We start from the raw sequence: 26265 nt of genomic DNA, 5'->3' as shown, positions 1-26265 counted from the left end.
TAATATTTTATTGATTGATTTTACTTCTTTTTTTTAATTCTTTACGTTGTAATAAAGGCCATTTCAGCTTGTTCCAGGCAAATCCAATGAGAAACAGGACAACGAACAGACCGATGGACAAGATAATCGCTTTCCAGTTGAGTGCCTCCTCGGTGGCAGCATAGGTCGTTTTCCCATTGACAGTGGTCAGTAGTCCGAGGATACAGATGAATAAGCTGACAAGGAAATGAACTTCCAACCGGAGATCGTCTTCGGGTACAAGATACTTCATCAGCCGGCTTAATAATGGGATGGCGATAACCACTATCCCTGCAAGTGACCAGGCTGTCACTGAAAAGTCTACGCCAGGTAACCGGAAGATAGCTTCTGTGAGATAGTAGAATAATACGGGGAAGAGCAACAAGCTGGGATACCAGCGAAGTAATTCCGCCCACCATAAATTCTTCTTACCATAAAGTCCGCGCAGGAAAGCCACGCAATAGCCGAAGCAGAGTGCTGACTCAAGCGTTATGATAATAGCCATGTTTTGCAATGCTTCCGTGTTCTGCAGATAATCAGCAATCTGTGTCTTTGACTGGAGAATAGCATACTGCCAGGTGCCGGCTACAAAAAGACCGGCTATCAGGCTGTATATTACGGTTTGCCAAAGTTTCCAGAAACTGAGTTTGAAACTGCAGTTTATCACGATAAACAGCATTAATATGTGAATGATTAACTCCATATTACATTACTTTTTCCGTTTCTTTTTAAGTATTAGCAACATGACAACAAATGCTACCAGAACAATACCTGTGATAAGGCCTCCATTCAAAGAATTTTGCTCTTCCTGTGCCCCTTGTACGGCATCGCTCGATTGTTTCTTCAATACCATGCCTCCTTTGGTCGCTTCTCCGTCCAGGGTGGCTTGTTTCATTTGTTTCAGTTCCTTGTTGTAGTTGGCTGCGGTTTGCGCATCTACTTGAGAGGCGATGAACTGCTGTAATTTGGCATTGTCTCCGGTAAATCCGCTGCCCGAAGGACCGAATTGTCTGACAAGGTCTGTATGCAGTTTGGCAATATTGGAGAGTTGTTCCGGAGAAGCTTTCCAATATCCTTTGCGGGCAGTTTCCATCATAACGGCAGTCACTTCCTGTAAAGCTGCGGGATTCTGTTTTTCAAAGAAGTCTTTTACATTCAGTTTGTATTCGTCTTTGACATATACATCATATATATTATCCCAAAGTTCCTTGTCGATAGCGGCAGGTTTCATCACGTTCCAGCCATACGTATTGGTTACAGTCTGGGCAACTTCGCTTGCTGCAGAAGCACCGCCTTTCATTTTCTCTTTGATATAGGTAGGATTCAGAATCGTTGTACGGCTTTCTACACCGACTGCTTCTTTAAGTTCCTGCATTTTCATGTTGTTGCGGTTCCGGTAGTCGCTAAGATAAGCGTCCGGGTCTTTACCGGTAACATTGCGTACGGCAAGATTCATACCTCCCATGAATTCATATACGTGGTCGAGGCTCAATGCTCCCCAAGTGTTGCTTTGGCGGGGCTGAACGACAACATCAGTACTGTTCAATGCTGCTTCAAAGGCAAATTTCTGAAAGACTTCCCAGTGTTTTTCGTCACCGTAGAAGGCTCCCATATTGTTGAGGTAAGTATCTGCGATTTCCGATTCACTTTCCCAACGGTCGCCGGATTCCACCATTCCCTGAATTCCTGTACCATACATGCCATTAGCACCTCCGAATACTCGGAAAGAAGCCATTTCGCGGGCATTTTTCGGACTGACACCTTTTTCGGTCAACACTCTTTCAGCTTCTACCACACTGGCGGCTACCTGATTTTCAAACTTGTCGTCTTTCGCTGCCGCAGCCATTTCTACTGCACGGTTAATCAGGAAGAGGCGGGAAGCGGCGATATCACGGAGTTGTCCGGAAGTCTGGACCACTACGTCGATACGTGGACGTCCCAGTTCGGCTGAAGGAATCAGTTTCAAATCGCTGACACGACCGAATGCGTCACGAACAGGTTCTACTCCCAGCATATACAGTACTTGAGCAATAGTAGCCCCACCGGTTTCTATAAATTCGGAAGACCAGAGAGTATAACTCACTTTACGTGGGATTGAATCATTGTGACGTTGCTTGTAAGTATCAATCGTTTGTTTGGCTAAAGCGATACCTTTTTCCCAAGCGGATTCTGTAGGAGTTGCTTCGGCATTGATAGCATACATATTACGTCCGGTTGGTAAAGCATTCGGATTAGCAATCGGATCACCTCCGGGAGTAGGAGCGGTGTATCCACCTTTCAATGCATTCATCAGACTGCTTAACTCTTCTTCGGGACTTGTCAGAAGTGCGTTCTTGTAGTTGCCTACATTCTTGATTGTACGCTCTACTTCAGCGATGGCAAGTGTCAGTTCGATTTCTTCTTTACTGTATTCTTTCGGAGCTTTTCCCATAGCGGCCATCATGGCAGCCATACCTTGAGGCTTTTCTTGCTTTCCACTGTTTCCCTGTTTGTCAGAAGATCCGGCAGCTTTTTCTTTATTAGCTTTCATTCCGGCTTCCATTTTCTTCAATGCTTCCGGACTTGCTCCCATAGACTTAGCCGTTTCCATTGCTTTTTCAGGATCCATGTTGGCGCCCATTTTCTTCATGGCCTCTTTCATGCTTTCGGGTATTTGACCATGAGGAGAACCCTCTTTGGAGACAGATGCCGGATGTCCTTTACCTGCTTTCTTTTTGTCGGATTGTTCACTCTTTGCCGATGCAGCCATCATCATTGCCATCATACCTTTCGGAGCATTGCGGTCTGCCTCTATTTGACGAGCCTTGGCTAGTTCCTGTGCGGTGATACCGGCTGTACGACAAATCAGTTCATCTGTGGCCAGTGCAGGATTAGCGAGCAACTTTTCTACCAGATGGCGAGCAGGAGTCAAGTACTGTTGTGTAAAGAGGCTGCGGTGCTTGCTAACGGCATCTGTCGCTTTACCACGTTGCTTGTCAAGAGCCAGCAGACTGTATGCGATAGGTTCTGTAGCCATTGCATAGACGGAAGAAGTGATCCGTTCCGCTTCATAAGGAACTCCCATTGTGTAGAGTTGTCCGGTGATTTTCTCGGTAGCCAGTTCTTCTGCGAAGTTTTCTACACGGGCGATTTCATCTTCCGTATATGGTTTGTTGGCAATGCTGTCCAAACCTAAATCACGGTGAATTCCCATTTTCACAGTCAGCGTTTTGACAGCTAATGATTCCTGATCTTTATTCTCTTTGTGAGAGTTATTGTAAATCTTGATTTTTTCCATCAGCTCCCGATAAATACCACGCACACTGCTTTCAAGGAAAGGAGGAGTGAGGTACGACTGTATGGTGGCATACGAACGGCGTTTAGCCATCATTCCTTCACCAACATTACCAATAGAGTAGATATAGAAGTGCGGAACTGCTCCAACCAGGCGATCCGGCCAGTCGTTGCTGCACAATGCCACTTGTTTTCTGGGAGTAAATTCAAGACTTCCATGTGTACCGAAATGGATCAGTGCGTCAGCCTTGAAACCATGTTGCATCCATAGATAGGAAGCAATATAAGTATGAGGAGGAGCCATATTAGTGCCATGAATCACTTGGAAGGAGTTGTCCCCGCTTCCGGCAGCATTTTGTGGCATTAAGACTACATTCCCGAATTGCAGACGGGCAATACCCAATTTACCGTCGTTAGTCGCCATATAGTTGCCGGGGAATTCGCCGAAAGCATCCACCACTTCCTGATATTTTTCAGGGCGGAGTGACTCTTTCACCCAACTTTCATATTGATCTTTGGTGATAAGTTCGGGATGTCCTTTTTGCATAAAGTCATTAAAGGCTCCCTCTGCGTAAGAGTTGAACACAGCGCCTTGAGCCTGTATCATTTTACCCAGTTCTTCAGCATTTGCAGGCAGACCGGATATGTTGTATCCTTCCTGTTTCATGCGGACCAGAAGATTGTATAGGGAAGGAACCACCTCCATACCGGCAGCGGTCAATGCATTTTGCCCCGGACCTTTATAATAGTAGATAGCTACCTTCTTCTCGCTGTTCGGCTTAGTATTCAGATTCAAATAATTATTGATTGTGGATACGAAAGTCTTCAAGCGTTCGGGTACTGCATACGAATGGCGCAATCCTTCTTCATCCTCATATTGTGCAAAGAGAGCGAAAGGACGGACGGCACCGTCGATTTCCGGAGTCACGATACTTTGTGACATAAATCCTCCTGCCATTCCCATCGGATCTTTCTCCCATTCGTCTACCAGGCTGTTGATGGTGAGCGGAGCAAACAAGAGGATATTCTTAGCTTTCAGATAATCCACCATTTTGTCTCCCATGCGTCCGTGTGCCATGTTGATGATTGCGTCTGGCTGCACTTCGTCAATAAATGACATGAATTTCGTCATTGACTGAACCGGATAAACATTGTAACCTTCTTTTTCAAGAGCCTCAATAAGTCTGGTGGCATCAGCCATTTGTCCGGTTATCATGATTTTACGTGCTCCTTCTTTATAAAGACGGTTGTCCTTCATGAATTTCTCATAATCTGCCACGGTGAGGAACTCCAGTTCATCATCCGGGTTGGTGAGTCCGGCGTGATAGAGCATGTCGCTGGGTCTTTCTGCCGGGTCTTCCACTTCCGGTATGGAAGAGATTTTACCGTCAATAGCTTTACGGATATAATTCAGCATATTCCGGTAGTTGGTCTTTCCTCCGTTGGTCAGATAACCTCGTATCAGATTCTGTTGTACGCTGTCCAGATTACAAATGTTGTTGGCCGGGTTGGTAGCCATGGAAGTATATACAGGAATACCTTTGTCGGCAGCCTGTTGTATCTGTTGACGTTGTTCCTCGACGATACGCAGACCCATTCCGTTGATGAATACCATGTCGTAACCGGTCAGACGGTCGAGGTTGCCGAGCGATACTTCACTGAGTTTGATGGATGAATTGTCGTTGGCTTTCGATATACTTCCCTGCTGTATGGTCTGGAAGTTGATGAAAGCAATCTTTGTAGGACTGAACCAGGTATTCCATACGGACATCCCTATCAGAGCTGCAGCAACGATGCATACACCTAAGATGATTTTACTTTTCTTTTTCATTTCTCTTATTTTTAGCTTTGTATGTAGTTTTATCTTTTCTATTTTCTGAAGAACCTGTCTACGTCTAATGCAAGTCCGATGGAGAAATTGGTTCCCCGGGTATAAGGAGAGTTTGCGTCATAATAGCTTGGAACATAATTAAATATGTTGTTGACGGCCATATTCAGGCTGACTCCTTTCCAGATCCCTTGTGTCAACGTCAGGTTCCACATCGTATATCCCGGATAAGTCACTCCGGTAGTCCCTTCATCCGGATTATTGCCCACATATTTATTGGTTTCTACTTTGGATAACGCACGTCCGTTCAGGGAAAGATTGAATTGATAATTATCCCATGATTTGCCGTATTCGATACGTGCGGTCGCTGAATGTGGGCGGGTACTGGAGAATTTCATTTGTCCGTCGCGCATAAACTCGTGGAGGTATCCGTAAGAAACACGTATTCCCAGACCACAAGGATATTTGGCGGAGGCGTTGATATCCACACCGGCGATGTCTACTTTCTCTGTATTGATATATAGCTGTGCCCATCTTCCGTCAGTGTCGCGGAATGAAGTCAGGTCGATCCGGTCATTGACAAGGTTGTAATATCCTGAAACGGTAAAATTGTAACGGTTCTTGGTATATTCCGCCGAGAGCGAGAAGTTGTGGCTCGTCTCCGATTTCAGGTCGGGATTACCATAAATCATCATGGCATTTGCCATGTCGAAGTTCATATACATTTCTTTGAGGGTAGGAGAGCGGAATCCCTGTGAGTATGAGCCACGGAGGGAGCAGTTGGCTATTTTGTACATCAGTCCGATGTGCGGAGATATATGACGTACGTTAGATTGTGAGAAATAGTCGAAACGTACCCCGCTGATTACGTTGAAATGTTCGGTCGGGTTCCAGTCGAACTGTCCGAATGCATCTGCCGAGTGCATGGTATAACTTCCATTGTTGGTAAATTGATAAGACAATAGATAGTCACGCATATAATCTCCTCCTACGGTCAGAATGTTTTTATCGTTGAAGGTGTAATTGTAGAGTGCGCGTACGCTATGTTGCACATTGCTGTAATCGCGGACATCGTATTTGTATGAGGTCAGATAATCACTTTTATCATATTGGTCGAATGTATAGGCAACTTCCAGATTACTCATGATGTTGAAATCATAGTTGGCTTTCAGACCTCCGCTGAAATCACGATAACGGTCTTTGCTGTCTCCGGTCTTATCCCGTTCGCGGAAATAATAACCTCCGCGTGCAGTCAGTTTCAACTGTTCAATCGGTCTGTAAACAAGACGTTCTTTCACATTCCATGTGCGGTTTCCGAAGATGGTTGTCACATCTCCTTCCGGTACGTCGTAAGAATCGGACATTGTATGTTGCACATTCGTCTGGCTGTTGAATTTACCGGCTTTGAAACTGAAAGTTCCGCCATATCGTTGGTCGTTATGTTCACCGAAGCGGCTGTTTACATTTAAATTCCATGGGTCCTCGGAATCACGGGTGATGATGTTGATTACGCCACCTACTGCACTGGAACCATAGAGAGTAGAGGCAGCCCCTTTTACAATTTCTACCCGTTCCACGTTATCGAGGTTCAATCGGTTGTAGTCGACGTTGTTTAAAGTTTCCCCTGCCAGACGTTCGCCATCTACCAGGAAGAGTACAGAGTTTCCTCCGAATCCCTGCATATTGATAGAAACCTGCTGATCCATTGAATAGGAAAATTCAATGCCCGGCAGTTCCGATTGTAATAATTGTCCTACGTTGGTTGCATCTACCTTCTTTATATCGTCTGCTGTGATTACACGAGTGATGATAGGAGCATCTTTCAGTAATTTGGGAGTACGTGTACCTGTGACAACCACTGTTCCCAGGTCAAACTGATCTTCCGATAAGCGGAAACTTAGTCTTTTCTCTTTCCCTACAGTCAGTCTTTTTTCTTGTGGCTGATAGCCTACATACGAGGCGGTGATGAGGTATGTACCGGTTCCGGGGAGTTGTAATGTATATGTGCCGTCGACGGATGTGACGGCTCCGGTTCCTTTACCTTTGATGGAAATCGTTGCACCGGGGAGAGGTTCCCCTTCTGTATCAGTTACACGTCCGCTGATGTGATAAGTTGAGTGTTGTGCTAATGTGGTGCAAGTTGCTATAAATGAAAAAAGCAATAATGAGATTATAAATGTAGGTTTCATTCTTGTTGATTGGTTTCATTGTTGTTGTCCTCGAACTCAAGCGGATACTGGAAATCGAAGTCAATATATCCTTTTATACCTCTGGCATTCATGTAGTTGGTAAAACGGATCGCGGCGTATGTATTGTCTTTCAAACGTATCAAAAAAACTTGGTTTGACATGGTGTATACCGGAGGCATCGTTGCGGTATTAACGTCCAGCCAGCTGGAAAGAACAGTATTACGGTAAGACTCTGTGTAGATAATGTTTCCGTCCATCATGCCCGACATGTCAATAGCTATTTTATCGGTTGTCCATTCATCTTCTACAAAATCTTCCGCTTTAGGCAGTTTACCTGTTGCTTTAAACTCGTCGATACTTGTGTAAGTTGTTTTGTAGGTAGCACCCTCGTTGGTTTTTATATCATAACGATGAATAGCGAAATCCCACTTATCAGGAATTTGACTCTCATATTCCTCTCCGATTTTAACGGTGGTAACCGTACGTTCCGAAAGGTTAATGTAGGCCCATTCTGTATATTCAACAGTCTTGACTTGTGAAAAGCTATTCTCCTTGATTTCCATCTCCGTTTCGATGGGGGCATCATAAATATTTTCAAATATTCCATTACAAGCAGAGAGCGACATTGCCGCTCCCAGTACTATAGTATATTTGAAAATAGCGTTCCTGCTTCTTTTCATTGCTATTTAATCGTTTATTGTGCGCTACTTTGAGTATTACTTCCCGTAAATTCTGCTGTAATTGGCATTGGCATACTTCCCGGTGAGAAAACGATACTAACAGTGGCTGTTCCGTCTGCATTAATTGTACCGTTCAGACTTGTGCCGTTAATAGCAAGAGCTTCACCTGTAGTTTTTTGGGTATCTGCTTCAAAGGCACCCAGACTGAGCGAGTAACTACCATTGTTTGCTTTAGTAACATTGACTCCGGTAACAGTGAATTTTTCAAAGTTACTCATTGAACCTCCTGCATTATTAAACCCGCTGATTGTAACATTTACGGTACTACCTGTTGGGTTTTCAATCTTTACTTGGCAATCTGTAGTAGAGCCAACTTCTCCTCCTTGTACCTTAAGGCTCAAATTAGTTTGGTATTTATAAGTGTCTTTTATATAATAACCAACAGGAGTTTCTCCTTGTATGAAATCAATCTCCATTTTTCCCATAGGTACAGGAATATCAACATTGGCTTTCAAACTTAACACTTTAGAACCATCTACACTACCTTCTAATGTGTAGTCGTAGCTACCGCCTGTGCTGCCGCCCATAGACATGGCAACTTCACCGGAACCGCTGAAAGACTTATTAGAAGAAAGTTTTAAATTATTCAGAGTGAAATCTCCAGATCCGGATTTATATACCAAATTGATGGTACCATCTTCGTTGGCAGTGATTGTTGCTGTGGATTCATCACCCAACAAATAATCAGAGAACATATTGCATGCGCCGACTGAATAACCTTTATAAGCTCCTGCTATTTCTTTGGCAAGGTTAGGTTCATCGTCGTCGTTGTCGCTACAAGAAACGAAAGTAGAAGAAAGAGATAGTGCCATAAGGGCAACCATCCAAAAGTTTAAGATTTTCATACTTAATTTTGATAGATAATGATTAATTAAATTTCCAGCTGCAAAGTTACGGGGATATATATACGGGGGAAATACCTAAAAAAAATGAAAAAATGAGAGGCTTTAATTATATGTAGGTATTGGGAGGAGTGGATTAACTCGTTATTTTTGCAGTCTTTTACTAAATTGATGATTAAAAAATTAAAATGAGAAGAAAATGAAAGGCGGCTACAGTAGAAAAAGTGTATTGACAGGGATTACTTCTTTCCTGATTGTATTGTTTACTATGCCGTTGGGGCATGCATTAATGATTTTTATGGAGCATGTGCTCTCATCCACAGCTCTTCACTATGCGGCTTTCACGATGGGAGCAGTAGGTCTGGTGATGGTGATTATTGGAGTGTTTGCAAAAGGAGATACACGACAGACATTATGGGGATTATTCGGAGGACTACTCTTCTGGACCGGATGGGTAGAGTTTATCTACGTATATTATGCACATCGTTATGAAGTACAACCATTGCTGAACGCTGCCGGTGAAGTCGTGACAAAACCGGAATATTTAATCATGCCTTCCTCCTTCGGCTTTTGGATGATGTTTATGCTGATTTACATTTTCAGTATAAAAAGCGGATGCGACTTCTTTACCTATCTTCAAAAAGTCTTTTTCCGTAAGAGTACCACCATTGTAGTACGGCCGATGACACGTCATACCTCGATTGTTACTTTTATGGAGTTAAATCTCATCATGTGGACGAGCTATCTCGTGCTACTCTTCTGTTATGATGAGAATTTTGTCGGCGAGCATAGCCCTGTTACTGCTATAGTTGCTTTCGGCTGTCTGGTAGGTTCATTTTTTATGTTTAAACGCCTGTTGAAAATCACTCAATGGGGATATGCCATGCGCTTTTCTATTGCTACGGTAGTAGTGTTCTGGACTTTTGTAGAAGTATTGGGACGCTGGAATATCTTTCATGAAATATGGGTAGAACCAATGGCATATACAACAGAGATGATTACGATACTTTTGGCTTTTTTAGCTCTGTTGGCATTTCTGTTCTACCAGTCTGCTAAAAAGAAGAATAGTCATAACTAAAATATAGAATCAGAAATTATGTTAGAAAAAGGATTGCAATTTATAAAGGAAGTAGTGGTCAAACCGGAAAATCTGGCAGTGGCAATGGGATCGGGTGATCTCCCTGTTCTTGCTACTCCCGCTATGGTAGCATTCATGGAAAATGCAGCTTTGTCTGCTGTTGAAGATCAACTGCCGGAAGGCAATACAACGGTAGGAGCAATGATTCAGACTACACATCTTAAACCCACTGCATTGGGAGACACGGTTCTTGTAACAGCCACACTTCTTGAGGTAGAGGGACGAAAGTTAACATTTTCCGTAGTAGCCTCTGATTCACAGGGTAAAATTGGTGAAGGAACACATATACGTTATGTGGTAGACCGGAATAAGTTTATGGAAAAACTAACCAGTCGTTAATACTGCCAAAAGTGGAAAAGGATGAACTAATCTCCGGGTAAGATGTTTTTTGTATATTAGATATAATAACAATATATAATATGGAACCTCATCATCACCACGAACATAGTCATCGGTTGACATCGCTCAATAAAGCTTTTATCATAGGCATTGCTCTGAATATAACTTTTGTCATAGTAGAATTCGGAGTAGGGTTTTATTATAATTCTTTGGGGTTACTTTCCGATGCCGGGCATAATTTGGGTGATGTAGCCAGTCTGGTACTTGCCATGTTGGCCTTCCGGTTGGAGAAAGTTCACCCTAATAGTCGTTACACGTATGGATATAAGAAGAGTACGATACTTGTTTCTTTATTAAATGCAGTTATACTGTTGATTGCTGTTGGCATTATTATTGCCGAGAGCATAGACAAATTATTTCATCCGGTTTCGGTTGATGGTTCCGCTATCGCATGGACAGCTGGGGTGGGAGTGGTCATCAATGCGCTTACTGCATGGCTTTTCATGAAAGATAAAGATAAGGATCTGAATGTGAAGGGGGCCTACTTGCACATGGCAGCAGATACACTGGTATCTGTCGGTGTAGTTGCTTCCGGTATTATTATTACGTATACAGGATGGAGCATCATTGACCCGATTATCGGACTTGGCATTGCTGTTATTATTATTGTCTCTACCTGGGGATTGCTTCATGACAGTCTCCGGTTGTCTTTGGATGGAGTACCAGTGGGGATAGACGCTCAAAAGATACAGCAACTTATCGTGGAACAACCCGGTGTGGAGAATTGCCATCACTTGCATATTTGGGCGTTAAGCACAACGGAAACCGCTCTGACTGCCCACGTTGTCATTGATAATATCACACAGTTGGAGGAAGTGAAACATCATATAAAGGAAGCACTCGAAGAGGCAGGCATTCATCATGCCACTTTGGAGTTTGAAGACGAAAGAGCTACTTGCAGCAACGAATGTTGTGAGGATTAAATAAAATCCGTACCTTCGCGCCCTTAAACTAACTAACCTTTATTTTTATGTTTACTGACTTATTGCATTCCTCTTATTTTTCCCTTTTCCTGATTGTCGCATTAGGGTTTATGCTGGGAAGAATAAAAATCAGAGGATTATCTCTCGATGTGTCGGCAGTTATTTTCATTGCCCTTCTTTTCGGGCATTTTGGTGTTATCATTCCTAAAGAATTAGGAAACTTCGGTTTGGTGCTCTTCATTTTTACCATCGGTATTCAGGCAGGGCCCGGATTCTTCGATTCTTTCCGCAGTAAAGGAAAGACGCTTATTCTCATTACTATGCTTATAATTTGTTCCGCCTGCCTGACCGCAGTCGGGTTGAAGTACGCATTTGATATTGATACACCGAGTATTGTCGGTCTGATTGCCGGTGCGTTGACCAGTACGCCGGGTCTGGCGGTTGCTATTGACAGTACCAATTCTCCTTTGGCATCCATTGCTTACGGTATCGCATATCCGTTTGGAGTAATCGGCGTGATTCTGTTTGTCAAACTGTTACCTAAAATTATGCGGGTAGATTTGGATAAAGAAGCCCGTCGCCTGGAGATAGAACGTCGCGGACAATTTCCAGAACTGACTACTTGTATCTACCGTGTCACCAATTCGCATGTGTTCAACCGTAACCTGATGCAAATTAATGCACGCGGTATGACGGGCGCTGTTATTTCCCGTCTGAAGCACAATGATGAAATATCTATTCCTACAGCCCATACAGTGCTGCGTGAAGGAGACTACATACAAGCCGTAGGTAGCGAAGAATCATTGAATCAGCTTGCTGTGTTAATCGGTAAGAGAGAAGAAGGCGAACTGCCTTTGGATAAAACGCAGGAAATAGAATCTTTACTGTTGACCAAAAAGGACATGATAAATAAACAACTGGGTGATTTGAACTTACAGAAAAATTTTGGTTGTACAGTGACTCGTGTCCGTCGAAGCGGTATTGATTTGTCTCCATCTCCAGATCTCGCTTTGAAGTTTGGTGATAAATTGATGGTTGTCGGTGAGAAAGAAGGACTTAAAGGAGTAGCCCGCCTGCTGGGTAACAATGCGAAGAAACTGTCTGATACGGATTTCTTCCCCATTGCGATGGGTATTGTACTGGGAGTGCTGTTCGGCAAAATAAATATATCTTTCTCTGATAGTCTGTCATTCTCTCCGGGACTGACCGGCGGAGTATTGATGGTAGCCCTTGTGTTGAGTGCGATTGGTAAGACAGGCCCCATCATCTGGTCTATGTCCGGACCTGCCAATCAGTTGTTGCGCCAGTTAGGTCTGCTTCTTTTTCTTGCCGAAGTGGGAACTTCTGCCGGTAAGAATCTGGTAGCCACTTTCCAGGAAAGCGGATTGCTGATGTTCGGAGTAGGAGCTGCCATCACATTGGTACCGATGCTTGTAGCAGCTATTATCGGACGTCTGGTATTTAAAATCAGTCTGCTCGATTTGCTGGGAACGATAACGGGAGGTATGACGAGTACTCCGGGACTTGCAGCTGCCGATTCAATGGTGGACAGTAACATACCGAGCGTAGCTTACGCAACTGTTTATCCGATTGCCATGGTATTTCTGATTCTGTTTATTCAAATCATAGCTTCGGCAGTATATTAACAGAATATTGTATAATCATTGATTGTTAAATAAATAGTTCGTATCTTTGCCGCCTCAAAGAAAAAATGAGGTGAAACGATTGTTATTGAATATTACACGCTACTTCTTACCGATACTGTTTGTGTCGTATCTGGTAAGCTTCACATTCTTTGCCCACGTGCATGTGGTCAATGGCGTGACAATCGTCCATTCACACCCATTTAAGAAAGGGGCGGCACATAAACACTCTACAGTAGAACTGCTACTGATTCATTTTCTGTCTCATTTAACGGCAGACGGTGCAGCCGTAGTTTTTGCTCTTTCCCTTTTTATTCCTTTCTTATTGTATTTGTTGCTCGGCCGTTCGCCGTATGCTCACTATCACTGTCCGTATCATGGGGTAGTGGGACTTAGAGCACCTCCGGTTATTCGTTTCTCCATTCTTTGAATGATGATACCGTACCTTGCATGAGGTAGGGCATTATCTGTCTATCCATGTGAATACTTATCGAAAACGAATAACAAACGAAAAATGAAGAAATACATCTTTTCGCTTGTCTGCCTGTGCTGCACATTGTTGCCTGCCCTTGAAGGACAAGCTCATGAATATCCTAATCATCCTGAATTACGTAAGTCAGATGCCAATATCGTTGGCCATATTCTTGATAAAAACACCAAAGAACACTTGCCCTATATAACAGTCGCCTTGAAAGGTACTACCATCGGAACGGTAACCGATGCTACCGGGCATTATTTCTTGAAGAATCTTCCCGAAGGCAATTTTGTGCTCGAAGTTAGTTCGGTGGGGTATAAAACCGTCAGACGGAATGTGACGCTGAAGAAAGGGCGCACATTGGAAGAAGATTTCGAGATAGAAGAAGATGCAGTTGCCTTGGATGGCGTAGTAGTATCTGCCAATCGTAACGAGACTACCCGTCGCCTGGCTCCGACACTGGTGAATGTGGTGGATCTGAAAATCTTTGAGAATACCAATTCTACGACTTTGGCACAAGGATTGAGCTTTCAGCCGGGTGTCCGTGTAGAGTCTAATTGTCAGAATTGCGGCTTCCAGCAAGTGCGTATCAATGGACTGGATGGCCCTTATACGCAAATCCTGCTCGATTCCCGTCCTATTTTTAGTGCACTTTCCGGTGTGTATGGCATCGAGCAGATTCCTGCCAGCATGATAGAACGTGTGGAAGTGATGCGTGGAGGCGGATCTGCTTTGTTCGGCTCGTCTGTTATTGCCGGAACAATCAATATCATTACCAAAGAACCGATGCGCAATTCCGGTATGTTATCGCATACCATTACAGGTATTGGTGATGGCGATGCTTTTGATAACAGTACGGCGCTGAATGCATCACTTGTGACGGACGACCAGCGTGCCGGTTTGTATATCTTCGGTCAGAATCGCCATCGTTCCGCGTATGACCATGATGGTGACGGATATTCTGAAATTCCCAAGATACACGGCCAAACCATCGGTTTCCGTTCATTCCTGAAAACAACGACATATTCGAAACTAACTTTTGAATATCACCACATGGAAGAATTCCGTAGGGGAGGAGACTTGTTGAACCGTCCACCTCACGAAGCGAATGTAGCGGAACAGACCGAACACTCGATCAATGGTGGAGGACTGAAATTTGATTATTTCTCACCTAACGAGAAACATCGTTTCAATGTGTTTGCATCAGCGCAGCATATCAATCGTGACAGCTATTATGGTGGCGGCCAAGATCCGAATGCTTACGGAAACACTACCGACTTAAACTGGATGGCAGGATCGCAATATGTCTATAGTTTCGGAAAATGTATTTTCATGCCTGCTGACCTGACTGCCGGAATAGAATTCAATCAGGATAAACTGGAAGACAATATGTGGGGATACCACCGTACAGTAGACCAAAAAGTGAATATCGGTAGTGCTTTCTTTCAGAATGAATGGAAGAATGAGCATTGGGGATTTCTGATTGGCGGTCGTTTGGATAAACATAACCTGATTGACCATGTGATATTCAGTCCGCGTGCCAATCTGCGTTATAATCCGACGGAAAATATCAATCTTCGTTTCAGCTACTCATCCGGTTTCCGTGCTCCGCAGGCTTTCGACGAGGATTTGCATGTGGAGAATGTAGGCGGTAATGTGGCGATGGTTGAATTGGCCGATAATCTGAAAGAAGAAAGATCACAGAGCTTGAGTGCTTCGGCAGATATTTATCATCGTTTTGGTGCGTTTCAGGTTAACTTTTTGGTAGAAGGATTTTATACAAAGTTATCAGATGTATTTGCCCTTACCGACGGAGAGGTAGTGGATGGAATCCTGACACGTACACGCTACAATGCACCGGGAGCCCGTGTGATGGGACTGACATTGGAAGGAAAGATGGCGTATCTGACTAAATTCCAGGTTCAGGCAGGAGTCACCCTGCAACAGAGCCATTATAGCGAACCGCATGTATGGAACAAAGAAGCTCCGGCTGTAAAGAAAATGATGCGTACACCGAATACTTACGGTTATTTTACAGCAACCTATACCCCGATAAAACCATTATCTATCGCTCTTTCCGGTACATATACCGGTTCGATGCTGGTTCCCCACGAACCAGTTCCGGGATTCCTTGAAAAACCGATAACGGTGAATACGAAGGACTTCTTCGATATCGGTTTGAAGGCTGCCTATGATTTCAAACTTTACAAGTCGATGAACTTGCAGGTAAATGCCGGTGTACAGAATATTTTCAATGCCTACCAGAACGACTTCGACAAAGGGGCTGACCGTGACTCCGGTTATATCTATGGTCCGTCATTGCCGAGAAGTTTCTTTGCTGGAGTGAAGATAAGTTATTAAAATTCGGTTAAGATTTAAAATCGTTATAAATAGGGATTGTTTTGCATGGAGACAATCCTTATCTTTGCAAAAAACAAACTAAACCCTGACTTAGGTGCACAGAATAAATGTGCAAGATGACCGAATGAAACAATTGTACCTACATATAATGAAGTGGTTTCTGCCTGTACTGTTTATCTCGTACATGGCAGGAATCACTTTGTTTACTCACTCCCATGTGGTCAACGGAGTTACAATTGTCCATTCACATCCATTTAAAAAAGGCAGCGAACATAGCCATACGACGGTTGAATTCCAACTAATTCATCTCTTGAGCCATGTGTTGGTAACCGACAGCGGTTTGATACCAACATTCTCTGTTGCTGCTTTATCTCTATTATGCATCCTGTTTGTCCGCCCGCAAATTGAGCAATTTTACCGTTCTTGTTCGGGCGTAATATCTCTTAGAGCACCTCCTATCGCTTAGTCTATCTTTTTGGGGGAACAGTATTAATGTATTAGGATCAACGATTAACGATCGCTGCTTCCCTTTCCCTTTATTATTATTTTTCGAATTAAAACATTAAAAGACTAACGACAATGAAGAAATATCTTTTAGTCCTGGTCGGCCTGTGCTGTGTCTTGTCATACGCATTGGCTGAACGTCCGGACTACCCTGAACTGAAGAAATCCGATGCGAATATAATAGGTCATGTACTGGATAAAAAAACGAAAGAACATCTTCCGTACATCACTATCGCACTGAAAGGAACGACCATAGGAACCGTGACCGATGCTACCGGGCATTATTTTTTGAAGAATTTGCCGGAAGGAAATTTTATACTGGAAGTTAGTTCAGTAGGTTACAAGACAGTGACCCGCAACGTAACTCTGAAAAAAGGAAAGACACTGGAAGAAGATTTTGAAATAGAAGAGGATGCGATTGCTCTCGACGGAGTAGTAGTTTCCGCCAACCGGAGTGAAACGACACGTCGTATGGCTCCTACTTTGGTGAATGTTGTCGACCTGAAACTTTTTGAAACCACCAACTCTTCCACTTTATCACAAGGACTGAACTTCCAGCCTGGAGTGCGTGTGGAGACAAATTGCCAGAATTGTGGCTTCCAGCAAGTCCGCATCAATGGTCTGGACGGACCATATACACAAATTCTGATAGATTCGCGTCCCGTATTCAGCGCCCTTTCCGGAGTGTATGGACTGGAACAGATTCCTGCCAGTATGATTGAACGTGTAGAAGTGATGCGTGGGGGAGGCTCCGCCTTGTTCGGTTCTTCAGCTATTGCAGGAACGATTAATATAATCACCAAAGAGCCTTTACGTAATTCGGGTCAGCTGTCGCACACCATAACTTCTTTAGGAGGAAGCTCCTCATTCGATAACAACACCTCGCTGAATGCTTCATTGGTGACGGACGATCATCGTGCCGGATTGTATATCTTTGGTCAGAACCGTTATCGGTCGGGATATGATTATGACGGAGACGGATTTACCGAACTGCCCAAATTGAAGAATCAGACAGTGGGTTTCCGCTCTTATCTGAAAACAAGTACTTATTCCAAACTGACCTTTGAATATCACCACATGCAGGAATTCCGTCGTGGAGGGGATATGTTGAACCGTCCTCCTCACGAAGCGCATATTGCGGAGCAGTTGCAACATTCTATTGATGGTGGAAGTTTGAAATTCGATTATTTCTCTCCGGATGAAAAGAACCGTCTAAGTGTTTTTGCATCGGCTGCCAATACAGACCGGGACAGTTATTACGGACCGGGTAACGATCCTCTGAAAGCCTATGGAAAGACAACGGATTTAACCGCTATGGGTGGTGCACAATACGTACATACGTTTGACAAGTGCTTTTTTATGCCTTCTGATCTCACGGCAGGGCTTGAATATAACCGTGACCGCCTAAAAGATAACATGTGGGGATATAACCGTCACACGGATCAGACGGTGAATATTTACAGTGCTTTTCTGCAGAACGAATGGAAGAACGACCGTTGGGGGATTCTGATTGGTGGTCGTCTGGATAAGCATAATATGGTGGATAATGTGATCTTTAGTCCCCGTGCCAACTTGCGTTTTAATCCTACCCAGAATATTAACCTGCGTTTAAGCTATTCTTCCGGATTTCGTGCTCCGCAGGCTTTTGATGAGGATATGCATATTGAAAATGTGGGCGGAACGGTGGCTATGATCGAGCGTGCAAAGGATTTGAAAGAAGAGAAATCCCAAAGTTTCAGTGTTTCTGCAGATATGTATCATCGTTTCGGAGCATTCCAGACGAATTTGTTGATTGAGGGTTTTTATACAAGACTGACCGATGTTTTTGTATTGGGCAAACCTTACGACCGTGGTGATGGTATATTAGTGAAAACACGTAGCAATGGCTCCGGTGCTAAAGTGATGGGATTGACACTGGAAGGTAAAGTGGCTTATCTTTCTATCCTGCAAATACAAGCGGGATTAACTTTACAACGTAGCCGGTACGATGAACCGCATAAGTGGCATGACGATGCACCGGCAGAAAAGAAGATTTTCCGTACTCCCGATACATACGGTTATTTCACTGCTACTTGTACCCCCATCAAACCTTTATCTATTGCTTTGTCAGGAACCTATACCGGCAGGATGTTGGTGCAACGTATGGATATCACCGCCGAGAATGCCGAACTGGGTGAAATGCCTGAAAGAAAAGCGGAAGCAATCAGAACACCTCGTTTTTTTGATTTGGGAGTGAAACTGGCTTATGACTTCAAGTTATACAAAACGGTTGATTTGCAATTAAACGGCGGAGTTCAGAATATTTTTGAGTCTTATCAGAAGGACTTTGACAGAGGAGCTAACCGGGATTCCGGTTATATTTACGGTCCTTCTTTGCCGAGAAGTTTCTTTGCCGGGGTGAAGATTAGTTATTAATCGGTCATAAAAATAGTTTCCCGGCACGGTACTTTTTGTTTCCTGCGTTGAAACACTTTGTTTCAAATGGTGAAACGATTTGTTTCACACCGGGAAACACTTTGTTCCAAGCCTTGAAACTAAAAGTTTCAAGCGGCTGAAACTAATATGTCGTATAGAGACCTGTTCTTTTCTCCTTGTTAATCATTGATTGATCGGGCGGTGATAGGTGATAGATGCGGTGATAGGTTGCAAACAACCTGTCACCACCCCTGAAATCCCCATGAATAAGAGCTTTTGGAAGTGTCGGTGATAGGTGATAGAGGAAAGTGAAAAAAACTCTGTGTAGAGATGGATCAAACCATATCTTTATCGACCCCGAATTTTTCTCCTGTCTGACATTTACCGGCAGGTTCCACATGTACCAGAATGTCATATACATTATCTACCGAATTAATGATGCTCTTCTCCACTGCATCGGCAATCTCATGGGCTTGCGTGATCGTGATTTGTGGATTCACTTCTATATCAAGGGTAATCATATAGAGATTCCCTATCATTCGTGACCGGACGCGATGCGGATTACTGGCACCGGGCACTTTCTCTACAGCCTCGAATATCTTATTATATACATTGACATCTTTCACCCCGTCCATTAGCTCCACATTGGAATCAATGAAGATGCTGATGGAAGATTTGATGATAAAGAGACTGATTATCAATCCTGTTATCGAATCGAGTATCGGCAATTTGAAGATAAAAGTAAATATCAATCCTAACAAAACACTGGTTGAAATGACAACATCATTACGCATATTGATAGCGTTTGCCGTGAGCATGGAACTGTTGATCTTCTTTCCCTGTTTGTACTGGTATGAAGCCAGTAAGAGTTTACCGATAATAGAAAATATAGTGACATAGATGGCGATAGCCGATGGTATCTCTTTCACTTCATCTGAAAAGATGTTTTTAGTGGATGATAGCAACATTTGTACACCGGCATAAAATATCACGAGTGATAGAATCTTTGTTGCGATCCCTTCCGCTTTCTCATATCCGAATACATATTTCTTTGAAGGAGGGCGGTTGATGAGGCGTGCCGTAAAAATCATAACGATAGAGATAACGACGTCGGTTGCCGAGTCGATACCGTCGCCGACTACGGCTAAACTACCGGCAAATAAACCGATTATGATTTTGGATACGGACAAGATTGCATTGCCAATTGTGTTGATCCACGAGGTTGTGATTAGTATTTTCTCTCTTGACATTGAAGTGACTCTTTATAATTGTTTGTAATGGGATTGGGGAGCAAAGATAAACATTAATAGGAGTCTGTGATATGAAGTCGCAAAAAACTTTTTCTGCCTTTTTAGTAGTTTATACGTTTTAGTTGTATTATATATAGATGGTCAATTAAAAACAGGACAATTAATTTATTAAATAGTTAACCGCATGTTCAAAAAACTAAGTAGCTTTTTTCTCATTGTGTCAGCTTGTATTTTTTCTTCTTGCACGCCTACCGTCAAGCAAGAGATTGCAATCTTACCTACCCCCGTTAGTCTGACCGAGCAGTCTGGCTCGTTTGTTTTAAAAGATGGAATGAAGATTGGGGTTTCCGATCAGTCCTTGTTTCCGGCTGTCGGGTATCTGCAGGAGATTCTTCGGAATGTCATATCGTCTTCTGTTGAAGTCACTACCGATAAGAGTCAGGTAGATATGTATTTTCAGTTGAAGGATACTGTTGGAAAGCCCGGCTCTTATAAACTTGAGTCTACGCCGGAGTATATTCGGGTAGAGGCAACTGACTATTCGGGTATTATTTCTGCTATTACTACTATTCGCCAGTTGCTTCCTGCAACGATAGAAGTGCAGGGAGAGAAACAGAATTATTCTATCCCTGTCGTGCAAATAGAAGATGCGCCACGGTTTGAATGGCGTGGATTTATGTTGGATGCTTCCCGCCATTTCTGGAATAAAAAAGAAGTGAAGCATGTATTAGATCTGATGTCTTTGTATAAACTTAATAAGTTCCACTGGCATCTGTCCGACGATCAGGGTTGGCGTATAGAGATCGAGAAATACCCGTTGCTTACAGAAAAAGGGGCCTGGCGTAAATTCAATACGCAGGATCGTACCTGTATGGCACGTGCGAAAGAAGAAGATAATACCGATTTCCTGATTCCGGAAGATAAGATACGCATTGTGGAAGGAGATACGCTGTATGGAGGTTATTACACTCATGATGATATAAAAGAAATAGTAGCCTATGCTACGCAAAGAGGTATCGATGTCATTCCCGAGATCGATATGCCGGGACATTTCCTGGCAGCTATCGGTCAATATCCGGAATTGGCGTGCGACGGATTAATCGGGTGGGGGGAAACTTTCTCTTCTCCTATCTGTCCGGGCAAAGATACAACGCTGGAGTTCTGTCAGAATGTGTTCAAAGAAGTTTTTGAACTTTTCCCTTATGAATATGTGCACATGGGTGGTGATGAAGTGGAAAAAGCCAACTGGAAGAAATGTCCTCTTTGTCAGAAACGGATTCGTACGGAGAAACTGGGTTCGGTAGAAGAACTTCAGGCATGGTTTGTACGTGACATGGAGAAATTCTTCCTTGCCAACGGAAAGAAACTCATAGGCTGGGATGAAGTGGTATCCGACGGATTATCTTCCGATGCTGCCATTACCTGGTGGAGAAGTTGGGCGAAAGATGCATTGCCTACGGCAACTGCACAAAAGCAGAAAGTGATTGCTTGTCCGAATGAATATTTCTATTTCGATTATGCGCAGGATCAGAATTCAGTAAAGAAAATACTTGCGTATGATCCGTGTGCAGACGAGCGGTTATCGCCGGAACAGAAGAAATATATCTGGGGTGTGCAGGCGAATCTCTGGGCTGAATGGATTCCGACAATGAAGCGCATTGAATATTTGATTGTTCCCCGTATGATAGCGTTGAGTGAAATAGCTTGGGCGGAGCCGACAGCTAAACCGGGTCTCGAAGAATTTTATCGTCAGCTTGTTCCGCAATTTAAGCGGATGGATGTGATGAGGGTAAATTATAGGGTGCCTGATTTGCAGGGATTCTATAAAGTGAATGCATTTATTGATGAAACAACTGTGGAATTGACCTGCCCGTTACCCGGTACTGAAATACGTTATACGACAGACGGCAGTATGCCTACCAAAGAATCAGCTCTTTATAACGGTGCTTTGGAAGTTGGGAAGACTACGGATTTCGCTTTCCGCACTTTTCGTCCGGATGGTTCTCCTTCGGATGTGGTGCGTACCAAGTATGTAAAGGCTCCTTATGCGGAGGCGGTGACTGCTCCGGCTGCTTTGCAGCCCGGCTTGAAAGCAGTATGGCACGATTTCCGTGGTAATCTTTGTGCGGATATTGATGCAGCTCCTGTCAAAGGGGAGTATGTGGTGGAATCGGTATCCATTCCCGAAGAGGTGAAAGGAAATATCGGTCTGGTATTGACCGGCTATCTGGAAGTTCCTGCCGATGGTATCTATACATTTGCCCTTCTCTCGGACGACGGTAGCACATTAATGCTTGACGGTGAATTGTTGGGAGATAATGATGGAGCACATTCGCCGGTAGAGATTATTGTGCAGAAGGCTTTGAAAGCTGGGCTTCATCCGATAGAGGTACGTTACTTCGATTGTAACGGAGGCGTATTGCAGATGGAACTGGTGAATGAAAAAGGTGAAAAAGAAGTATTGCCAAGTGCATGGCTGAAACATGAATAGCAAATTTCATTATTTTTAGGTATTGTCCGTCTTGCCGGCGAGCTGTACCTTTGCAGAAAATATTTGAAAACTTATGCGAATCAGTGAGAGACAAGTCGAGATTAATCATATATCAAAGGTGCACATGCACCGGATTGAATGGGATGAAGAGAGCTTATAGAAATATAAGCTCTCTTTTTTTTGAACGATTTCGAATATTGTTCTTTTTTGAAAACAAGCGATAAGTTAAATGATTGTCGAACTTAATATAGATTGAACGTACGTTATGAGTACATTGAAAAAACTTCAGAACTACATGGGTAAACGGAAAGTGCTTTTGCCTGCGGCAATGCTGCTGTCTGCCCTAAGTGCCCTGGCGGGCATGTTGCCTTATATCCTTATTTGGCTGATTGTGAGAGAACTGCTTGAACACGGAGAGATAACCTCTTCCGGTAATGTGGTGACGTATGCCTGGTGGGCAGCAGGCATGGCCGTGGCGAGCATCGTCCTTTATTTTGCCGCATTGATGTCTTCGCATCTTGCAGCTTTTCGGGTTGAATCGAATTTGCGTAAAGAAGCCATGCGCCAGATAGTGCGTATGCCTCTCGGCTTCTTTGACATTAATACGAGCGGACGTATTCGCAAGATTATAGATGACAATGCAGGGGTTACCCATAGTTTTCTGGCACATCAGTTGCCCGACCTTGCGGCTACTTTTCTAGTGCCGTTGGTAGCTGCCATACTGATTTTTGTGTTCGATTGGATACTCGGTCTGGCATGTATCGTCCCTGTAATTATTGCCATGCTGGTTATGGGTTTTATGATGAATGCGGAGGGACGGCAGTTTATGAAAAGCTACATGACCTCTCTGGAGGAAATGAATACCGAAGCTGTAGAGTATGTGAGAGGAATTCCCGTAGTGAAGGTTTTCCAGCAGACTATTTACTCTTTCAAAAACTTTCACCGCTGTATCATGAATTATAATAAAATGGTATTCGGCTATACACGAATGTGGGAGAAGCCGATGTCGCTCTATACCGTAATAATCAATGGTTTTGTGTTTTTCCTTGCTCCGTTGGCTATTTTGCTGATTGGTTATTCAGGTAATTATGCATCGGTATTACTTAATTTCTTCCTGTTTGTTCTCATTACTCCTGTATTCTCCCAAAGTATCATGAAGAGTATGTATCTCAATCAGGCTTTGGGGCAGGCGAGTGAAGCTATCGGACGTCTTGAGAATCTGGTTGCTTATGAGCACCTGACTGTTGTAGAGCATCCACAACCGGTAAAGGAATTCAGTATTCAGTTCGAAAAAGTTTCCTTCAGCTATCCGGGAGCTAATCAAAAGGCGGTGGATGATGTTAGTTTCACTATTCCGCAAGGAAACACAGTAGCTCTTGTCGGAGCTTCGGGCGGAGGGAAAACAACGATTGCCCGTCTAGTTCCCCGTTTCTGGGAGGCAACGGAAGGGAAAGTTTTAATAGGTGGCATCAATGTAAGAGAAATCGCTCCCGAAGAACTGATGAAATATATTTCTTTCGTGTTCCAGAATACAAAGCTGTTCAAGACTTCTCTGCTCGAAAATATCAAATATGGTAATCCCGACGCGACAATGGAGGAAGTGGAACGGGCAGTAGATATGGCACAATGCCGGGAAATTATCAATAAACTTCCGCTCGGACTGAATACGAAGATTGGTACGGAGGGAACATATCTCTCCGGCGGGGAACAGCAACGGATCGTACTGGCACGTGCAATCCTGAAAAATGCTCCCATCATTGTACTGGATGAGGCGACTGCTTTTGCCGACCCCGAAAATGAGCATCTCATCCAGCAAGCCTTGAAAGAACTGACAAAAGGAAAAACCGTATTGATGATTGCTCATCGTCTTTCAAGCATCACTGATGCCGACAATATCCTCGTCATTGACAAGGGGAAGATTGCGGAACAAGGTACACATGCCAACCTGCTTGGAAAACAAGGCATCTATTATCATATGTGGAATGAATACCAGCAATCTGTTCGCTGGACAATAGGAAAGGAGGTTTCTAATGATTGAAGTAATAAAAAGACGTTTTGCCCTTTCAACTAAAGGAGCGAAAGATTTCTGTAAAGGTGTGTTTTTCACTACACTGCTCGATATTGTATTGATGTTGCCGGCGGTATTTGTTTTTCTTTTTCTTGAGGAATATCTTCGTCCTGTGTTTCAGCCTTCGGCTTCGGTGACGCATGGTATTCTCTATTATAGCATACTCGGTATTGTCTTTATGATAGTCATGTATATATTTGCGGTATTGCAATATCGTAGTACCTATACCACCGTTTATGATGAGAGTGCAAACCGGCGTATCTCATTGGCGGAAAAACTTCGCAAGTTGCCTCTGGCTTTCTTTGGCGAAAAGAATCTTTCCGACCTCACCGCCACGATTATGGATGACTGCACTGATCTCGAGCATACTTTCTCGCATGCGGTTCCCCAGTTGTTTGCTTCCATTATCAGTATTCTGCTTATTACCGTCGGCATGGCATTTTATAACTGGCAGTTGACGATTGCTTTGTTCTGGGTAGTGCCGCTTGCTGCCGCAATCCTTCTTTTCTCGAAGAAGGAAATACAGAAAAGCAATGAAAGTAATTATCTGAACAAGCGGATGGTGACCGAGCATATCCAGGAAGGACTCGATACCATTCAGGAGATAAAATCCTACAATCAGGAGAGAGACTATCTGGAAAAACTGGATGCGAGCATTGATACCTATGAAAAGGTATTGACTCGTAATGAACTGGTGCTCGGCATGTTGGTAAACGGTTCCCAGAGTGTATTGAAACTCGGACTGGCAAGCGTTATTATCGTTGGTGCCAATCTCTTGGCTTCGGGTACGGTTGATTTGTTTACCTATCTTATATTTATGGTTATCGGGTCGCGTGTGTATGCTCCGGTCAGTGAGGTGATGAATAATATTGCCGCTTTGTTCTATTTGGATGTGCGTATCAATAGAATGAATGAGATGGAAGCATTGCCGGTACAAAACGGGACTACCGAATTCACTCCTCAAGGTTATGATATCGAATTCAGACAGGTAGACTTTGCTTATGAGCAGGGAAAACAAATTCTGAATAACTTGTCTTTTATTGCCCGGCAAGGTGAAAAAACGGCTTTGGTTGGTCCTTCAGGTAGTGGCAAGAGTACGGCGGCCAGGTTGGCGGCACGTTTCTGGGATATCCAGTCGGGAAAGATTACCCTCGGCGGGCAGGATATCAGTCGGATTGATCCTGAAACTTTGTTGAAAAACTATTCCGTTGTCTTTCAGGATGTAGTTCTTTTCAATGCTTCCATTATGGATAATATCCGTATTGGCAAACGGGATGCTACGGATGAGGAAGTCCGGAGAGTTGCCCGCTTGGCACAATGTGATGAGTTTGTCACTAAAATGCCGCAGGGATACCAGACGATTATCGGTGAGAATGGAGAAACATTATCCGGCGGTGAGCGTCAGCGTATTTCCATTGCCCGCGCTTTGTTGAAGGATGCTCCGATTGTTCTGTTGGATGAGGCTACGGCTTCGCTTGATGTTGAGAATGAAACCAAGATACAGGCAGGTATATCTGAATTGGTACGTAACAAAACGGTGCTGATTATTGCGCACCGTATGCGCACCGTTGCCAATGCCGACAAAATTGTAGTATTGGAGAATGGAAGTGTTGCTGAAATGGGAACACCGGAGGAATTGAAAAAGAAAAATGGTATATTTGCCCGGATGGTGAACAGACAGGTTACAAATATGAATTGATAAATAGCA

At 43.6% G+C, this 26265-nt stretch carries 16 protein-coding genes and 2 pseudogenes; 12 read left to right on the top strand and 6 right to left on the bottom strand.

Annotated features, from left to right (window positions below):
- Window positions 1-7 precede the first annotated feature (7 nt).
- Genes HMPREF9010_RS01080 through HMPREF9010_RS01100 form a run of 5 tightly spaced genes read right to left on the bottom strand, consistent with a single transcriptional unit; the run spans window position 8 to window position 8893 of the window.
- Complete coding sequence (locus HMPREF9010_RS01080; RefSeq protein WP_004300149.1) at window positions 8-721, bottom strand: hypothetical protein; 714 nt, start codon at window positions 719-721, stop codon at window positions 8-10.
- 6 nt (window positions 722-727) lie between these two features.
- Window positions 728-5122 (bottom strand): cobaltochelatase subunit CobN, encoded by a 4395-nt coding sequence (locus HMPREF9010_RS01085; protein WP_008651769.1) that lies wholly within the window; start codon window positions 5120-5122, stop codon window positions 728-730.
- Window positions 5123-5160: 38 nt separating this feature from the next.
- The gene (locus HMPREF9010_RS01090) at window positions 5161-7308 is read right to left on the bottom strand and encodes a TonB-dependent receptor (RefSeq protein ID WP_004308060.1); all 2148 of its coding nucleotides are present in this window, start codon (window positions 7306-7308) and stop codon (window positions 5161-5163) included.
- Window positions 7305-7988 (bottom strand): HmuY family protein, encoded by a 684-nt coding sequence (locus HMPREF9010_RS01095; RefSeq protein ID WP_008651768.1) that lies wholly within the window; start codon window positions 7986-7988, stop codon window positions 7305-7307. Before HMPREF9010_RS01095 ends, HMPREF9010_RS01090 begins: the two co-directional genes overlap by 4 nt.
- Before the next feature lie 14 nt (window positions 7989-8002).
- Complete coding sequence (locus HMPREF9010_RS01100; RefSeq protein ID WP_008651766.1) at window positions 8003-8893, bottom strand: calycin-like domain-containing protein; 891 nt, start codon at window positions 8891-8893, stop codon at window positions 8003-8005.
- Between the two features lie 196 nt (window positions 8894-9089).
- On the opposite strand from HMPREF9010_RS01100, the gene HMPREF9010_RS01105 reads away from it, so the two are divergent.
- From HMPREF9010_RS01105 to HMPREF9010_RS01140, 9 genes and pseudogenes are all read left to right on the top strand, one after another.
- On the top strand, window positions 9090-9968 hold the full coding sequence (locus HMPREF9010_RS01105; protein WP_008651763.1) for a hypothetical protein: 879 nt from the start codon (window positions 9090-9092) through the stop codon (window positions 9966-9968).
- An 18-nt stretch (window positions 9969-9986) separates the two neighbouring features.
- On the top strand, window positions 9987-10367 hold the full coding sequence (locus tag HMPREF9010_RS01110; protein ID WP_004303823.1) for a thioesterase family protein: 381 nt from the start codon (window positions 9987-9989) through the stop codon (window positions 10365-10367).
- Between the two features lie 80 nt (window positions 10368-10447).
- On the top strand, window positions 10448-11350 hold the full coding sequence (locus tag HMPREF9010_RS01115; protein WP_004300142.1) for a cation diffusion facilitator family transporter: 903 nt from the start codon (window positions 10448-10450) through the stop codon (window positions 11348-11350).
- Between the two features lie 47 nt (window positions 11351-11397).
- On the top strand, window positions 11398-12996 hold the full coding sequence (locus HMPREF9010_RS01120; protein ID WP_008651761.1) for an aspartate:alanine exchanger family transporter: 1599 nt from the start codon (window positions 11398-11400) through the stop codon (window positions 12994-12996).
- A gap of 46 nt (window positions 12997-13042) precedes the next feature.
- Complete coding sequence (locus HMPREF9010_RS01125) at window positions 13043-13423, top strand: hypothetical protein (RefSeq protein ID WP_032846677.1); 381 nt, start codon at window positions 13043-13045, stop codon at window positions 13421-13423.
- A gap of 84 nt (window positions 13424-13507) precedes the next feature.
- Window positions 13508-14170, top strand: a pseudogene (locus HMPREF9010_RS26825) (TonB-dependent receptor); the annotation flags it as partial.
- Window positions 14171-14512: 342 nt separating this feature from the next.
- A pseudogene (locus tag HMPREF9010_RS26820) lies at window positions 14513-15829 on the top strand (TonB-dependent receptor plug domain-containing protein); the annotation flags it as partial.
- A 124-nt stretch (window positions 15830-15953) separates the two neighbouring features.
- Entirely contained in the window at window positions 15954-16295 is a 342-nt protein-coding gene (locus HMPREF9010_RS01135) for a hypothetical protein (protein ID WP_008651754.1), read from the top strand.
- Between the two features lie 113 nt (window positions 16296-16408).
- The gene (locus HMPREF9010_RS01140; protein ID WP_008651753.1) at window positions 16409-18748 is read left to right on the top strand and encodes a TonB-dependent receptor; all 2340 of its coding nucleotides are present in this window, start codon (window positions 16409-16411) and stop codon (window positions 18746-18748) included.
- 335 nt (window positions 18749-19083) lie between these two features.
- Here the strand turns inward: HMPREF9010_RS01140 and HMPREF9010_RS01145 are convergent, their stop codons facing one another.
- Entirely contained in the window at window positions 19084-19998 is a 915-nt protein-coding gene (locus HMPREF9010_RS01145; RefSeq protein WP_008651748.1) for a cation diffusion facilitator family transporter, read from the bottom strand.
- Window positions 19999-20182: 184 nt separating this feature from the next.
- Here HMPREF9010_RS01145 and HMPREF9010_RS01150 point away from each other — a divergent pair, with 184 nt between their 5' ends.
- From HMPREF9010_RS01150 to HMPREF9010_RS01160, 3 genes are all read left to right on the top strand, one after another.
- The gene (locus HMPREF9010_RS01150; RefSeq protein WP_008651747.1) at window positions 20183-22489 is read left to right on the top strand and encodes a family 20 glycosylhydrolase; all 2307 of its coding nucleotides are present in this window, start codon (window positions 20183-20185) and stop codon (window positions 22487-22489) included.
- 265 nt (window positions 22490-22754) lie between these two features.
- Entirely contained in the window at window positions 22755-24527 is a 1773-nt protein-coding gene (locus tag HMPREF9010_RS01155; protein ID WP_004300133.1) for an ABC transporter ATP-binding protein, read from the top strand.
- The gene (locus HMPREF9010_RS01160) at window positions 24520-26256 is read left to right on the top strand and encodes an ABC transporter ATP-binding protein (protein ID WP_004300132.1); all 1737 of its coding nucleotides are present in this window, start codon (window positions 24520-24522) and stop codon (window positions 26254-26256) included. The genes HMPREF9010_RS01155 and HMPREF9010_RS01160 overlap by 8 nt, the downstream gene beginning before the upstream one ends.
- Window positions 26257-26265: the final 9 nt, after the last annotated feature.

The organism is Bacteroides sp. 3_1_23 (genome assembly GCF_000162555.1).
In the GTDB taxonomy this organism is placed as follows: Bacteria; Bacteroidota; Bacteroidia; order Bacteroidales; family Bacteroidaceae; genus Bacteroides; species Bacteroides ovatus.
This window is presented reverse-complemented; position numbering and strand designations above follow the sequence as displayed.

Bases quoted from the DNA above. Each gene is read 5' to 3' on its own strand.
- HMPREF9010_RS01115 (WP_004300142.1), top strand. From the start codon at position 10,448: ATGGAACCTCATCATCACCACGAACATAGTCATCGGTTGACATCGCTC.
- HMPREF9010_RS01160 (WP_004300132.1), top strand. From the start codon at position 24,520: ATGATTGAAGTAATAAAAAGACGTTTTGCCCTTTCAACTAAAGGAGCG.
- HMPREF9010_RS01155 (WP_004300133.1), top strand. From the start codon at position 22,755: ATGAGTACATTGAAAAAACTTCAGAACTACATGGGTAAACGGAAAGTG.
- HMPREF9010_RS01085 (WP_008651769.1), bottom strand. From the start codon at position 5,122: ATGAAAAAGAAAAGTAAAATCATCTTAGGTGTATGCATCGTTGCTGCA.
- HMPREF9010_RS01100 (WP_008651766.1), bottom strand. From the start codon at position 8,893: ATGAAAATCTTAAACTTTTGGATGGTTGCCCTTATGGCACTATCTCTT.
- HMPREF9010_RS01140 (WP_008651753.1), top strand. From the start codon at position 16,409: ATGAAGAAATATCTTTTAGTCCTGGTCGGCCTGTGCTGTGTCTTGTCA.
- HMPREF9010_RS01090 (WP_004308060.1), bottom strand. From the start codon at position 7,308: ATGAAACCTACATTTATAATCTCATTATTGCTTTTTTCATTTATAGCA.
- HMPREF9010_RS01145 (WP_008651748.1), bottom strand. From the start codon at position 19,998: ATGTCAAGAGAGAAAATACTAATCACAACCTCGTGGATCAACACAATT.
- HMPREF9010_RS01120 (WP_008651761.1), top strand. From the start codon at position 11,398: ATGTTTACTGACTTATTGCATTCCTCTTATTTTTCCCTTTTCCTGATT.
- HMPREF9010_RS01080 (WP_004300149.1), bottom strand. From the start codon at position 721: ATGGAGTTAATCATTCACATATTAATGCTGTTTATCGTGATAAACTGC.
- HMPREF9010_RS01110 (WP_004303823.1), top strand. From the start codon at position 9,987: ATGTTAGAAAAAGGATTGCAATTTATAAAGGAAGTAGTGGTCAAACCG.
- HMPREF9010_RS01095 (WP_008651768.1), bottom strand. From the start codon at position 7,988: ATGAAAAGAAGCAGGAACGCTATTTTCAAATATACTATAGTACTGGGA.
- HMPREF9010_RS01135 (WP_008651754.1), top strand. From the start codon at position 15,954: ATGAAACAATTGTACCTACATATAATGAAGTGGTTTCTGCCTGTACTG.
- HMPREF9010_RS01105 (WP_008651763.1), top strand. From the start codon at position 9,090: ATGAAAGGCGGCTACAGTAGAAAAAGTGTATTGACAGGGATTACTTCT.
- HMPREF9010_RS01150 (WP_008651747.1), top strand. From the start codon at position 20,183: ATGTTCAAAAAACTAAGTAGCTTTTTTCTCATTGTGTCAGCTTGTATT.